Below are 14,129 nucleotides of genomic sequence, written 5' to 3'. Positions count from 1 at the left end.
CATACAAAACAAAAAACCAAAGCAAAAACATTTTTGCTTTGGTTTAATTAATTATTTTTATCCTATAATCTGTATCGAATTTTTAGGACCAGACACAATTGTAATTCTTCAAATTCAAGTCCCAATCAATTATCCACAAAAAATGAAAGCAAGTCACATGCTAATAATAAGATGAGTAAAGAAAATTTGATTAAAAATGTTAAGTTAGCCATCAATCCAAAATATCAAGATTGGGTTCTTTTTAAAAATGGGACTTATATAATTTTTGATAATGCTGATACTATAAAAAGTATTAATCATGAAGCAATAAAGCAAATGAAAGAATTCGGACCTGTGTTTGCAGGTGGCCCTGCAGGTGATTTTAATACCATCCACTTAACCCAAACTGAAGGATGGATTGTTTCAGGACATGGATACGGCATGTATACTTATGTAAGTCCATCAGAACTTGAAAATACTGATGACCTTCAAGTGGGAATGTTTGGAAGATCTAAAAGAGATCTTGACGGAAAAAACCCTGAAGTAATTTATATAAATAGTCGTAAAAAATAATATTACTTCATAAATGGCAAAAATATCAAGGGTTCAAATTATATTTGTGATCTGTTTTATCATTTTGTATTTATTACAAAGCTTTATACTAGAACCTATTATAAAAGAAAAGTATTTATCTGATGATCTAAAATATTTTAAAATTTATTCCTGGAAGTATGCAGTTTCAATCTTTATAGTAATTGCAGCAATCATTATTTTTAGAATAAGAAAATCGTTTAAAACCCATCAGATTCCCGGAATTATTCTAGTTCTTGTATTCTTGGGGATTAGCTTCTATTTCGGAGTACACAGTCTTATTGACAACAGTATACTTTACATAAATTCAATAACGGAAGGTCCAAAAATCGCAAAAGCCTATGAAGTAGTCAATCATAAAGAAGACAAAACCTTTTGGTTAAATAGTAATAATGGCTCGATCCAAGATAAAAAGGATGTAGAAAAAATCAATAAAAGCAGAATCAGAAAAAATTTAAAATCTATTTTTGAATATCAAAATAATGATACTGTTAAAGTAGAGTTCAATAAAGGACTTATAAACATAAACTATCTCGAATAATTTTTTCAAGAAAAATTATTCCTCTTAAATCATTTTCACCGATCAATCTCATCGAAAAAAAACGTTTTATAAATTTGAAAATTCTTCCGAAATTTGAATGACAAATAAATGAATCATGGAAATCCGCCATTTAGATCATCTCGTATTAACAGTAGCCGATATTGAAAAAACAGTTGATTTTTACACCCATATCTTGGGCTTTCAGGTCGTAACCTTTGGAGACAACAGAAAAGCATTGACCTTCGGAAATCAGAAGATTAATCTTCATCAAAAAGGGCATGAATTTGAACCCAAGGCTGAGTACCCAACTTCTGGGTCGGCAGATCTTTGTTTTATTTCCGTAACCGATATTCATGATGTTTTAGAAGAACTAAAACAGAAAAACATTGAGATCATTGAAGGTATTGTTGACAGAACAGGTGCTTTAGGCAAAATAAGATCCATTTATTTCCGCGATCCTGATGAGAATCTAATTGAAGTAAGCAACTATTTAAGTTAAATCATTCTAAATAGGAAGCTTTGTTAAAAGGAGATAGAAAAAAATAACTAATTTAGTTTAGATTATTTCCTAACACATATGAAACTTGATGAAAAAATTCTCCCTATCATTCTCCGTAATTTTTCGGAAGAAAATTTTGGAGCCAAAGAAATTATAATCGAAGAAGGTAAAATAGCCCGCAAATTATACTATATAAAAAAGGGAGTTACCAGAGCCTGGCTTAATAATGACGGAAAAGAGATTACCTTTCAGTTTATGTTTGAAGGCTCTTTTATTTCATCTTGGGAAAGTCTGTTCTATAATTCTCCCAGCTTATACAATATAGAAACAATAGAGCCCATTGATGTTTACAGTACTTCTCTCGAAGAATTCAGACAAAAAATGGATCATGATCCGGATATTAAAGAATTTTATTACGCTTCTTTAGAAAAGCGCTTACTCGAGTATCAAAAACTATTTATTTCCCGAATAAAAGATACAGCCGAACAAAGATATCATGATTTATTTTCGCAATTCCCTGAAATCATTCGCCGAATTCCTCAGCATTATATTGCTTCTTATTTGGGAATAACTTCTGTTTCTTTGAGCAGGATTAGGAGTAGAAAATGATTAATAATTGCTACTTAAGATCTTCATTTCTTTACATAATACTCTTTCACATTATTTTTGTCTTCAAGTAAAATTATCTTATTTTAGATTAAATAATAATCACCCAAAACATGAAATCAGTTTATTTGTTTCTAATAATATTTATGAGCATCCCTTTTTCTGCACAGGAAAAAAACACAATCATTCCTTTTAGTTTAGAACATAACAGCATCTACATATACTGCAAAGTTAATAAAACAGACAGTCTTAAATTCTTGTTTGACACAGGCGCAGATGGATCTGTTATTAATATCAGTTCAAAGAAAAAGCTAGATTTGAAAATTGATGGAACTTCTGAAAACAGAGGTTCAAATGGCGTAAATACTGTTCAACAAAGCAGTAATAATATTATAAAATTTGGAGATCTAGAAAAATCCAATATTCTTTTAACCTTAATTCCTTACGAAACAACGGATTTTGATGGTGTTTTCGGAACTGATTTAATGAAAGGAAAAATCATTGAAATTGATTATAATAAAAATGAACTCAAATTTCACTCGGAAAATGAAGAAAAAATTAACTTTTCAGATTACGAAAAAGTGAAACTACATTTAGTAGACAACTACCCTGCTGTTGAAAGTAAATTCATAGCAAATGGAGTTGAATATTCAGGACTATTTGGTCTTGATACCGGAGCAGACGATGCGCTGACCATTGCTTCGCCTTTTGCCAGTAAAAATTCATTAGCTACAAAAATGAAAACCATTGGAAAAGCTACTTCTCAAGGATCAGACGGCTCTGTATATGATATGCCAGTGGTTCTATGTCCCTCAATAAATTTTGCTAAAAAATATCTTTATAATATTCCGATTACTCTTTCCAGCTCAAAAGAAGGTATTGATTCCACCAATAAAATGGCAGGATTTTTTGGCAATAAATTTCTTAAAAGATTTAATACAATTATTGACTTTAAAAACCAGTTTATTTATTTTAAATTGAATAAGAATTTATATTCGGTTTTTGATTAATCAACTTTCTAAATATTCACTCCATAAATATTCTTCACTTCCGCCATTACAAAAGTACTGTGCGTGCTGCCGATAGAATCTACAGAACCTAATTTATTGAATACGAAATCCTGATAATGCTTCATATCCCTTACCTGAACTTTTAAAAGGAAATCAAAATCTCCTGAAATATTATAACATTCAGCTACTTCATCAATCTGTAAAATATCTTTAACGAATTCATTTCCGACAGAACGGTCATGAATTTTCAGTTTTACCTGACAAAAAACAGTGAAACCACGGTTCAGTTTCTCAGCTTCCAAGACGGCTGCATAATGTTTAATATAGCCCTCCTGTTCGAGTCTTTTCATCCGTTCAAAAACTGGTGACGCTGAAAGATTAACTTCTTTAGCCAGCTCTTTAACGGTCAATTTTGCATTCTTTTGTAGGATTCTTAACAGTTGAAGATCCTTTTCATCGAGTCTTTCCACAGAATAATATTCTTTTTTTGATTACGTTTTTCAAATTTACAGAATAATTCACTTCAAAATAAATTAAAAACAAAACATTATACTTAATATTCAATACAAATCCAATCAATTCACTTTATTCAATACCTTTACCCAAGATTTGTTCTTTAACATACTTCATCAAACGGGAAAGGTTTTACGTAAGGTAAATTAATAGGGAATCGTGTGAAAATCACGAACTGTCGCGCAACTGTAAGTAATATCCCAAAGGTTTTTGTCCTAGAAAATCCACTGTGCAAACGGGAAGGATGATAAAAACTGTTACAAGTCAGGAGACCTGCCTATTCCGAATTGACAATGCTTTCGCGGTTTGAAGCTTTTGGGTCATACAGATGATACTTGTGAACGTATTTGGTTTAAAATTTTAATTTTAACTTGATTGAATTTTTAAACGCAAAGTTTTTTTGATATAGCTTCTTATTTTTAGGGAGCAAAGATTTGCGACTTTGTCGCTGATGAAGCTTATGCTTTATAGCCCCGCTTCTTAAAATCAATTTATTGATTCTTCTTTGCTCACTTAAATAATATTGAAATTGAATTAAAACTTTGCGTCAAAAAAATAAAAACATATTAAAAGATTATCAAATTATTAAATAGAAAAGCCACGGTCTCAATGTATCTACTCTATTCCTAAAATCTTTTCTTCTGCGACATTGCGAAGCATTCAAAAGAACTTTTAAAATAATGATTTACTAATTAAAAGTTTAAAAGAAAATGCAAACACACGTACTTGGCTATCCGCGAATTGGTAGTAACAGAGAACTTAAAAAAGCTTGTGAAAATTATTGGTCTGACAAGATTTCATTAAACGAATTATTGGAAGTAGGTAACACAATCTCTCACCAAAATTGGAAATTACAACAGGAAGCAGGGATCGATCTTATTCCATGTAATGATTTTTCATATTACGATCAGGTGTTGGATATGACATTGACCGTCGGAGCCATTCCAGAGCGCTATCAGGAAATAGCTTTCAAGAAATCTGAACTCGATCTTTATTTTGCAATGGCAAGAGGTTTCCAGAAAGATGGCTTGGACATTACTGCCATGGAAATGACCAAATGGTTTGATACCAACTACCATTATATTGTCCCTGAATTTCAGAAAAATCAGGAATTCAAATTATTCTCCAATAAAATCATCCAGGAATTCATCAGTGCAAAACAAGCAGGAATCAACGCAAAACCTGTAATTATTGGTTTGTTGACCTATTTGTTGTTGGGAAAAGAAAAAGAAGAAGGCTTTGACAAATTAGATTTAGCGCAAAACTTAATTCCGGTTTATATTCAAATTTTAAAGGAACTCGAAAATCATGGTGCAGAATATATTCAGTTTGATGAACCGTTTTTAGCATTAGACTTAACTGAAAAAGCAAAAGAAACGTATCAATTTATTTATGCAGAGATCAGAAAGCAATTTCCTAATCTAAAATTCATTGTAGCTACTTATTTTGATGGATTAAAAGATAATCTTGCTTTGGCAACTTCCCTTCCTATCGACATTTTACATATTGATTTGGTTCGTTCACCGGAACAATTGGATGAAGTCTTATCAATCATTCCAAATTCGTTAAGCCTTTCTTTAGGTATTGTGGACGGAAGAAATATCTGGAAAAATGATTTCAGTCAGTCTCTTACTTTCATTAACAAAGCCGTTCAAAAAATCGGTTCTGAAAGAGTTTTCATAGCTCCGTCTTGTTCATTACTTCACGCTCCTTTCGACCTCGATTCAGAGAAAAATGAAGATATTCTATCTCCTGAAATCAAGCAATGGCTAGCTTTTGCAAAACAAAAGGTATATGAAATTGTTACGTTAAAAAAGCTCGCTTCAGAAAATCCGGATTACAATACGTTACAACAATTAGCTGAAAATAAAACAGCGATTGAAAACCGTAAAACATCTCCTTTAATTCATAATCAAGACGTCAAAAACCGTGTTGAAGTAACCACTGAAGATGATGCAAAACGAAATTCTCCATTTAATGTAAGAAAGGAAACTCAGCAAAAAGTGTTGGATCTTCCTTTATTTCCGACAACAACTATTGGTTCATTTCCACAAACAAAAGAAGTAAGAACCTGGAGATCAAAATTCAAAAAAGGCGAATTGAACGCTGAACAATACGACAATTTACTGAAACAGGAAACCGAAAGAACCATCCGTTGGCAGGAAGAAATCGGAATTGATGTCTTAGTTCACGGAGAGTTTGAGCGAAACGATATGGTTGAATATTTCGGGGAGCAGTTGTCCGGATTTGCCTTTACGCAAAACGGTTGGGTTCAGAGTTACGGAAGTCGATGCGTGAAACCGCCGGTGATTTTTGGAGACGTTCACAGGCCTAATCCGATGACGGTGTATTGGTCGGAATACACTCAATCTTTAACTCAAAAATGGGTAAAGGGAATGTTGACAGGGCCTGTAACGATTCTTCAATGGTCTTTCGTTCGTGACGATCAACCTCGTTCATTGACATGCAAACAAATTGCTTTGGCGATTCGTGATGAGGTGAATGATTTGGAAAAAGCAGGAATCAGAATTATTCAGATTGATGAACCGGCAATTCGTGAAGGTTTACCATTAAGAAAATCTGATTGGCAAGATTATCTGAAATGGGCCGTTGAAGCCTTTAGAATTTCGGCAAGCGGTGTGGAAGATGCTACCCAAATTCATACGCACATGTGTTATTCTGAATTCAATGATATTATTCAAAATATCGCAGATATGGATGCTGATGTGATCACAATTGAATGCTCCAGAAGTCAGATGGAACTGTTGAATGCTTTCGCAGATTTCAAATATCCGAATGAGATTGGTCCGGGCGTTTACGATATTCACTCACCTAGAGTTCCATCCAAAGAGGAAATGGTGGAATTGCTGAAAAAAGCACAAGCCGTAATTCCTGCACAGCAACTTTGGGTAAATCCTGACTGTGGCTTGAAAACCCGTCATTGGGATGAAACGGAGAAAGCTTTGATTGCGATGGTGGAAGCTTCACGGGAAATGAGTAAGGAGTTTGCTTTGGAGACACTTTAAAATTATTGATATTTATTTTTTTCGGGAGCCTTTTGGGCTCCTGTTTTTGTTTTCTATAATAAAATTTTGTAGGTTTAGAAAAACAATATAATTCATGAAAAATGACATTCTTTTAGAGATACTTAAATATATAGCTATATTTTTTGCTTCTGTTTTTTTACCAAAAAAATTAACATATTTTGTTACAAGTTTTATCTCTTATCTATTTAAATCAATTATAAAAAATTGGTATTATCTTATAATCTCATCATTAACAATCGTTCTTTTATATTATTGTAAAAAAACACTTATTATTGAAAAGGAAAATATTAATTATAAAATAATAATGTTAATCTATTTTATTTCATTTTTATTTGCTTTTATCACTTCTTTTACCAAATTCATTTTTCAATCCAATGCCTTTTTTTCAATTTATCCTACATACACTATTAAAGACAACGAATTTATTGTTAATGATATTGAATCTGAAAAACTAAATGAAATAATTAATTTAAAAATATTTAAATTAAAAAATAAGTTCTATGTATTTCGAACTAAAATAGTTGATACTAAACTTATAAATATTCCACAATTTTTTCCAATAATTATTGGTTATAAAAATTATTTAAAATTTATTGAATATAAACTTAATTCAAAAAATCCTATTTCATTTTACATTCAAAAAGATTTATTGGACTTCAATCTAAGAACTCGTATATTCTTAGATAAAAAACAATTTAGAAATATTGCAATATTTGATGACATAGAAGAACTTAATTTAGAAATTAGTAAAAATCAAAATAAGACTATCGATGAAAAAATTGAATCAACATTATTTTTATTTTTCTTCATAAACAGCCAAATTTTTCTAGACCAAACTCTTGATGAAAAATTATTTGATGATACTATAAAGATACTTAATGATTTGGAAGAACAATTAGTATTTATAAAAGATGATTTAATATCTTATGAAATTCATGAAGACAAGATAAATGCTTTTTATAATGTATGGAAAGCCTTAATTAAAAGATATTATTCAATAATATACATAGAACAACAAGAATATAAAAAAGCTGTTGATTTCATTATTGAATCCAACTATATTAATCCGTTCTTTCCTCAAGACAGTTATGAAAAAGCAAAACATCAATATATTAATAATTATCTATTAGATTTAATTCCTCAAATACAAAGTCAAAAAGAATTACTTCAAATAGAATTTAATCATCAAAAAGCAAATGAACTCATTTCAAATATATATAAAAAACTAGAATATGAGACTTCAACACCAAACTACAAAATATTAGCTGAAATAATAAAACGTAATAATGGTGATGAAAAAATAGTAAAATATATTGAACAAAAACTGAGTGATAGCTTAATTGGAAATGAAAACATTTTCAGTTTATTATTTATTGCTGAATCTTATAAGTTTTCACCTCTTGGAATTGATAAGTACAATGAAATCTATATTAATAGAATTCCAACTGTTATTGAAATTTTAGAAAAGATAATAAATCTCGATAGTGAATTTGAAATTATACATCTAAAAATAGGGGTTTTAAAATTTATGTATGCACATAGTATAGATGAAGAAATAGAAGTGGACAAATCATTAATATATATGAAAAATCATATGTACTTATATAAAAAATATGGATTAATTTAGAAATTATTATGCGATAACTTTTTCAATTAAGGAAAACTATTCATTATATAATTCCAAGCCTAAAGTCTAATCGTACTTATTTTAGATCTCAATTTCATAAATCATCTTTCACCCCAAATAAATTAATACTGAATAAGTTATGGCTTTTTCAATTAAAAAGCTTAATTTTGCACCCCGAAATAAGGATCATACTTATTGAATCTCCAATAAAAGTATTGTACAACATACAAGAAGGGCGATTTTATAGATGACCTTAAATCAATAAATATCTACATATGAAAAGAGTTGGTGAGCACAGAAAGCTTCTTGGGGTTGATAAAACCGTTACATTGAAAGAATTAAAAACAATTTACAGGAATACGATGAAAGATACGCATCCTGATAAATTCATCAATGACGAAGCTGGCAAACTGGAAGCTGAAGAAAAAAGCAAAACAATCATTGAAGCCTACCACTTTTTGGTGAGCATCAACCCAGAAACGCAGGAAAAATATAAAGAAGAATATACGGAAACGATCACAAAATCTAATATTCAGGATTTCTATCTTGAAAAAGCAGTTTTGAAAGTTCAGCATTTAAACGGAAAAATGTATGAATACATCGGTGTTCCAAGAAATACATATATCAAAATGATTAATGCAGATTCGCCAAGCCGTTTTGCAAGAAGACACATTTATGGAAGCTTCATCTACAGAAAGTCTGGTGAGGTGATGGCAGATTAATTCTCCATAGACAATATAAGCGAAGGCTTCTGGTTTATTCCGGAAGCCTTTTTTATTTCAATTTCACGAAAAATACAAGACGGTTGATTTGTTTTATCTCTCGCAGATTTGGCGGATTGCGCAGATTTAATGCGTTATTGATTGTGATTGACTTAGGAAACTGTGAATGCTTTATTAGTTGGTAAATCGCAAAGGCGCAAATTATAATTAATTCACTGTTTTTAAGGCGCAAGGATTTTATCTGCGATAAAATTGATGATGTTATCAATAAGCGTGTGCTTTGTCATTCTGAAAGAATCTCAACAAGGATTTACAAAATAATGATTGAGTATTTTCAAAGTATTTTTCGATGAGATTGAATTACAAATAATTAGTTATTCTTTTATCTCTCGCAAATTAGGCGGATTACGCAGATTTTATATGTGCTTGATTCTGATTGACTTAAGAAACTGTAGCCACTAAAACTAATATTTACCAAGCAAACTCACACTCACTTTGTCATCCCGTAGGGATCTAGACACGAATCTTTCCAAATTAATCTCTAATAATTTTGCTTAGATCCTTACAGGATGACAAGCTGGATGAAAGAATCTCAACAAAGACTTACAAAATAATTATAGATCCAATTTATGAACAATTATTGTTTGAGATTGCTTCTTCATTTTACTCATCGCAATGACAAAAAAAGCGCATCATTTCTGATGCGCTTTTTCGGTTAATTAAGGTTGTTATATTAATCTACGTGTTTCGGGGTGTAACCGTCTTCACTTAGTTCTTTATGTTCATAATCCGCTTTAATTTCAGCTTCATAGTCTATTACTTCTCCTTTTTTCATACGTCTTAGGATAGAATCAAAGATTGAATATACTACCGGTACAATAATCAAGGTAAGGAATAATGATGACGTTAAACCTCCGATGATTACCCAAGCCAATCCTTTGTTCATCTCCGCTCCTGCTCCACTTGCCAAGGCAATTGGTAACATCCCGAAGATCATCGCAATCGTTGTCATTAAGATCGGACGAAGACGTGCGTGGTTAGCCTGAACTAAGGCGTCATGTGTATTTGCTCCCGCCGCTTTTCTCGCATTCGTAAAGTCGACAATCAAGATCGCGTTCTTTGCAACCAAACCAATCAACATGATCATCCCCAACATCGTAAAGATGTTCAATGAATTGGCTGTTAAGGCAAGGATTACCATTACCCCGATCATCGCCAACGGAATGGAGAACAATACAACAAATGGATATACAAATGAGTCATATAATGAAACCATTACCAGATATACCAATACGATCGCTGCCAATAAAGCAATACCTAACGTACCGAAACCTTCTTCCTGATTTTCCATATCACCACCCCACATATAGTTTACACCGGCTGGTTTTTTGTCGCTGTTCATAAACTGAGCAGACCATTCGTTAGCAACGTCTCCTACAGGACGACCCACTACTTTTGACAATACTTTTACCGATGGAGATTTATCTCTACGTTGAAGTAAACTCGGTCCGGAACTCATGTCCACAGCAGCAAACTGGCTCAAACGAACTTGCTCACCTGCAGGGTTTGTAAAGATTAAGTTTTTAACATCTTCAATCGATTTTCTGTTGTTGTCGGCCAAACGGATATTGATGTCATATTCATATTCTCCTGCTCTGTATTTTCCGTCTGTGTTTCCGTTAAATGCAGTCTGCATTGTTTGTCCTACACTTGAAAGATTTAAGCCTAAAGAAGCCATCTTATCACGGTCAATATTTACTCTTACTTCAGGGCTTCCTGTGTCTGTTGATAATTCAGCATCTACAGATCCCGGAACTTTTTTCAATAATTCTAAGATTCTTGTTGCTTCCTTCGTAGCTGTTTCGTTATCTGCAGCGGTTACCACCATTTCAATTGGTGCATTATCTGCTCCCATTAATCCGATTGGTGCTGTTTTAAACTCAACGCCTGTGAATTTCTCTTCAAGATCACGCTTCATTTTTGCAGCGATGATGTCTGTACTTTCAGCACGCATAGACTTATCTGTTAAGATTACCTGAATCTCTGACTGATAAATAGTAGCCTGCGCTCCACCAAATCCAGAAGACTGCTGACCCACTGTTGTGATCATGTCTACTACATCTTTATTATCTCTTAAATATTTTTCAACATTTAAAGTAACCTGGTTTGTTTTTTCAATCGTTGCATCTTTAGACAATTCCATTTGAACTAAGAACTGACCACGGTCCATTTTCGGGAAGAATTCTCCACCAATGAATCCGAAAGCAACCAACATGAATGAAGAGATCAAAATAATGAACGTTACAATAACCGTCATGATTCTTCTTAATGTTGATTTCAAACACCATTCAAGGATTCCTGTAATCCAGTGGGTAAATTTATCAATCATTCTTTCGAACCAAAGGATAAATTTCTGGAACCAGTTTTTACCTGTTAAGTGCTCTAGTTTACCAAATCTTGATGACAACCAAGGAATAATAGTAAATGAAGCCAATAATGAGAATAACGTTGCAATAACTACCGTGACGCAGAACTGTGCCAAGATATTAGCTACCAACCCTGAACTCATTGCAATCGGTAAGAATACCACCACAATTACCAAGGTAATCGCAGAAACGGTAAACCCAATCTCAGAAGCACCATCATACGCTGCTCTGATCTTGCTTTTACCCATTTCCATGTGACGGTAAATGTTTTCCAATACCACAATCGCATCATCCACAAGAATACCTACAACCAATGAAAGTCCTAGTAAACTCATTAAGTTCAACGTGTATCCCATTAAGTACATTCCGATAAACGTTGCAATCAAAGAGATTGGAATTGAAACCATTACAATAAATGCATTTCTGATACTGTGAAGGAATAATAGCATTACAATCGCTACCAATATTACGGCTAAGAACAAGTCAAAGATTACGTGGTTGGCAGCTTCCAATGTAAAGTCGGTACTGTCATCTACTGTTTTAATCTTAATTCCCTGTACTTTATAATCTGTCTGCACTCTTTCAATTGTTTTCTGAATGCTTTCAGAAACAGCAACCGCATTGGCATCAGACTGTTTTTTAACCTGCAATAAAATCGTAGGGTTCTGATTATATCGAGCTACCTTTTCAGTATCTTTCTGTGTATCAAAAACTGCTGCAACATCTGATAAACGAACTTGCGCTCCGTTTTTTGAAGAAATAACAAGATTGCTCATTTCCTCAATAGATTTATACTTTCCTGATAATCTAATGGTAGATTTTTCAGTTCTTGTTTTCAAAGCTCCCGTTGGGAAGTCTAAGTTTGATGAAAGAACTGCCTGTTGAACTTCACTAATAGAAAGTCCGTAACCCTGCAATTTTTTCTCATCAATATTCACCTGAATCTCTCTTTCCTGTCCACCAACAAGGTCAACTTGCGCTACCCCATTTACACGAGAGAAAATAGGCTCTATTTTTTTATCTAATAGATCGTAAAGTGCTTTACTGTTCAGCTTATCACTTGAAATACTCAACGTCATGATTGGTAAATCATCCAAAGAGAATTTATTCAGTGAAGGCGCTTTTACATCCGTCGGAAGTTCCGAGAGAATGGCATTTACTTTACGCTGGGCATCATTCAAAGCATAGTTTACATCAGCTCCATCGTTCAACTGAACCATGATCACTGATAAACTTTCATAAGATGAAGATTCTACTTTCTTTACGTTTTCCAACGATCCTACCGCATCCTCAATCTTTCGGGTAACGGAAGTTTCTACCTCAGCAGGCGAAGCTCCAGGATATATGGTGGAAATCGTAACCATATTGGTTTCAAATTTCGGAATCAATTCGTATCCCATCATGGAATAACTCAAGATCCCTCCTAACGTTAGCAATGTAAATAATACAATGACTAGCGTAGGTCTTTTAATCGATATTTCTGCTAACTTCATAGATGTACTACTTTACAATATTGATTTTTGAACCATTATCAAGGTTAATCTGTCCGCTGGTAATTACTTGCTGGCCATCATTAAGACCACTTAAAATTTGTACTTTATCTCCGTAAATTTTACCGATCGTTACTTTAACCAGTTTAGCAGTTCCGTTTTCAACAATGAATAATTGTCCTGAACTTACTCCATTTACAAAAGCTTCAGCAGGAACTGTCAACATATTCTGTGTTTCAGCACCGTGGTTGGTTTTGAATAAAGCTGTTGCATACATACCTGCCTTTAAGTTTCCTTTGTTCTGCACTTCAATTTCAACCGGGAAATTTAAAGAAGCATCACTTTTAGGAGCAATGAAAGTAATTCTTCCACTGAAAGAATCTTCTGGCAATACATTTACATTAATGGGAACTTCCTGACCTAACTGGATTCTTCCAATCTGGCTTTCGTCCACCAATACAGATAATTTTAAACTGTTGATGTTAACAATCTCAAACATGGAAGTTCCAATAGAAACTACTGTTCCAGGCTCAACCATTTTTTTGTTGATTGTTCCACTAATTCCGGCACGGATGCTTGCATCATTTACTCTTACTCCTTGCGCTTTAACAGCTGCCTGAGCATTTTTCAACTGCAATCTTGAGTTGTCAACCTGTTGTTTGGTAACCCCTCCTGTTTTAAATGCATTTTCGTAACGTTGATTATCAATAACGGCATTCTGTAGGTTGTTTTGAGCCTGCGCTACATCTACTTCAATGGCATCTTTTTTAATCGTTGCCAAGACCTGACCTGCAGAAACTCGTGATCCTTCCTTAACCATAACGTTCACAATACGTCCAGCAATTTCAGAAGACTGATTCATTTCCTGTTTTGGAAGAAAAGTACCGTTTGCAGAATAATCTGTATTGATATTTTCTCTTTTTACGGTTACTACATTTACGTTAATTTTATCAACCTGCTTTGCAACTTCAGCAACTTCTGTCTTTTGCTTTTCTTTATTACCGGCAATCTTGTATGCGGCTAAACCTACAAGTACGGCTGCTACGATGATATATATTAAAGTTTTTTTCATTTCTAG

11 protein-coding genes and 1 riboswitch are annotated in these 14,129 nt (G+C 33.0%); of the genes, 8 read left to right on the top strand and 3 right to left on the bottom strand.

The features are described from left to right. The first annotated feature begins 186 nt into the window (after positions 1–186). The 5 genes from BUB80_RS03125 to BUB80_RS03105 all read left to right on the top strand — a co-directional run bounded on the left by BUB80_RS03125 (position 187) and on the right by BUB80_RS03105 (position 3,226). Positions 187–552 (top strand): hypothetical protein, encoded by a 366-nt coding sequence (locus BUB80_RS03125; RefSeq protein WP_228433659.1) that lies wholly within the window; start codon positions 187–189, stop codon positions 550–552. A gap of 13 nt (positions 553–565) precedes the next feature. Further along, the gene (locus tag BUB80_RS03120) at positions 566–1,111 is read left to right on the top strand and encodes a hypothetical protein (protein WP_073290841.1); all 546 of its coding nucleotides are present in this window, start codon (positions 566–568) and stop codon (positions 1,109–1,111) included. A 115-nt stretch (positions 1,112–1,226) separates the two neighbouring features. After that, positions 1,227–1,610 (top strand): VOC family protein, encoded by a 384-nt coding sequence (locus tag BUB80_RS03115; RefSeq protein WP_073290839.1) that lies wholly within the window; start codon positions 1,227–1,229, stop codon positions 1,608–1,610. 78 nt (positions 1,611–1,688) lie between these two features. After that, complete coding sequence (locus BUB80_RS03110; RefSeq protein WP_083547013.1) at positions 1,689–2,219, top strand: Crp/Fnr family transcriptional regulator; 531 nt, start codon at positions 1,689–1,691, stop codon at positions 2,217–2,219. A 143-nt stretch (positions 2,220–2,362) separates the two neighbouring features. Continuing rightward, positions 2,363–3,226 carry a retropepsin-like aspartic protease gene (locus BUB80_RS03105; protein WP_228433657.1) on the top strand — a complete coding sequence of 288 codons (864 nt, stop codon included), beginning with the start codon at positions 2,363–2,365 and terminating at the stop codon, positions 3,224–3,226. 8 nt (positions 3,227–3,234) lie between these two features. On the opposite strand, the gene BUB80_RS03100 is transcribed toward BUB80_RS03105, so the two are convergent. Next, positions 3,235–3,696, bottom strand: a complete 462-nt coding sequence (locus BUB80_RS03100; RefSeq protein ID WP_073290835.1) for an Lrp/AsnC family transcriptional regulator — start codon at positions 3,694–3,696, stop codon at positions 3,235–3,237. Between the two features lie 153 nt (positions 3,697–3,849). Then, positions 3,850–4,034, top strand: a riboswitch (cobalamin riboswitch). Between the two features lie 415 nt (positions 4,035–4,449). Between BUB80_RS03100 and metE the strand changes: the two genes are divergently transcribed. From metE to BUB80_RS03085, 3 genes are all read left to right on the top strand, one after another. Continuing rightward, the gene (gene metE / locus BUB80_RS03095; RefSeq protein ID WP_073290834.1) at positions 4,450–6,765 is read left to right on the top strand and encodes a 5-methyltetrahydropteroyltriglutamate--homocysteine S-methyltransferase; all 2,316 of its coding nucleotides are present in this window, start codon (positions 4,450–4,452) and stop codon (positions 6,763–6,765) included. A 94-nt stretch (positions 6,766–6,859) separates the two neighbouring features. Continuing rightward, complete coding sequence (locus BUB80_RS03090) at positions 6,860–8,413, top strand: hypothetical protein (protein WP_073290832.1); 1,554 nt, start codon at positions 6,860–6,862, stop codon at positions 8,411–8,413. A gap of 275 nt (positions 8,414–8,688) precedes the next feature. Next, on the top strand, positions 8,689–9,135 hold the full coding sequence (locus BUB80_RS03085) for a KTSC domain-containing protein (RefSeq protein WP_073290831.1): 447 nt from the start codon (positions 8,689–8,691) through the stop codon (positions 9,133–9,135). Positions 9,136–9,868: 733 nt separating this feature from the next. Here the strand turns inward: BUB80_RS03085 and BUB80_RS03080 are convergent. Both BUB80_RS03080 and BUB80_RS03075 read right to left on the bottom strand, forming a co-directional pair. Next, positions 9,869–13,054, bottom strand: coding sequence for an efflux RND transporter permease subunit (locus BUB80_RS03080; RefSeq protein ID WP_073290829.1), 3,186 nt, complete (start codon positions 13,052–13,054; stop codon positions 9,869–9,871). A gap of 7 nt (positions 13,055–13,061) precedes the next feature. Continuing rightward, positions 13,062–14,123 carry an efflux RND transporter periplasmic adaptor subunit gene (locus BUB80_RS03075; RefSeq protein ID WP_073290827.1) on the bottom strand — a complete coding sequence of 354 codons (1,062 nt, stop codon included), beginning with the start codon at positions 14,121–14,123 and terminating at the stop codon, positions 13,062–13,064. Between the last annotated feature and the right edge of the window lie 6 nt (positions 14,124–14,129).

It is taken from the genome of Chryseobacterium polytrichastri (genome assembly GCF_900142445.1).
Classification (GTDB): Bacteria; Bacteroidota; Bacteroidia; order Flavobacteriales; family Weeksellaceae; genus Chryseobacterium; species Chryseobacterium polytrichastri.
This window is presented reverse-complemented; position numbering and strand designations above follow the sequence as displayed.

What these genes read in the sequence shown, in the direction of transcription:
- BUB80_RS03120 (WP_073290841.1), top strand. Translation starts at nt 566, where the DNA reads ATGGCAAAAATATCAAGGGTTCAAATTATATTTGTGATCTGTTTTATC.
- BUB80_RS03115 (WP_073290839.1), top strand. Translation starts at nt 1,227, where the DNA reads ATGGAAATCCGCCATTTAGATCATCTCGTATTAACAGTAGCCGATATT.
- BUB80_RS03110 (WP_083547013.1), top strand. Translation starts at nt 1,689, where the DNA reads ATGAAACTTGATGAAAAAATTCTCCCTATCATTCTCCGTAATTTTTCG.
- BUB80_RS03105 (WP_228433657.1), top strand. Translation starts at nt 2,363, where the DNA reads ATGAGCATCCCTTTTTCTGCACAGGAAAAAAACACAATCATTCCTTTT.
- metE (WP_073290834.1), top strand. Translation starts at nt 4,450, where the DNA reads ATGCAAACACACGTACTTGGCTATCCGCGAATTGGTAGTAACAGAGAA.
- BUB80_RS03090 (WP_073290832.1), top strand. Translation starts at nt 6,860, where the DNA reads ATGAAAAATGACATTCTTTTAGAGATACTTAAATATATAGCTATATTT.
- BUB80_RS03085 (WP_073290831.1), top strand. Translation starts at nt 8,689, where the DNA reads ATGAAAAGAGTTGGTGAGCACAGAAAGCTTCTTGGGGTTGATAAAACC.
- BUB80_RS03080 (WP_073290829.1), bottom strand. Translation starts at nt 13,054, where the DNA reads ATGAAGTTAGCAGAAATATCGATTAAAAGACCTACGCTAGTCATTGTA.
- BUB80_RS03075 (WP_073290827.1), bottom strand. Translation starts at nt 14,123, where the DNA reads ATGAAAAAAACTTTAATATATATCATCGTAGCAGCCGTACTTGTAGGT.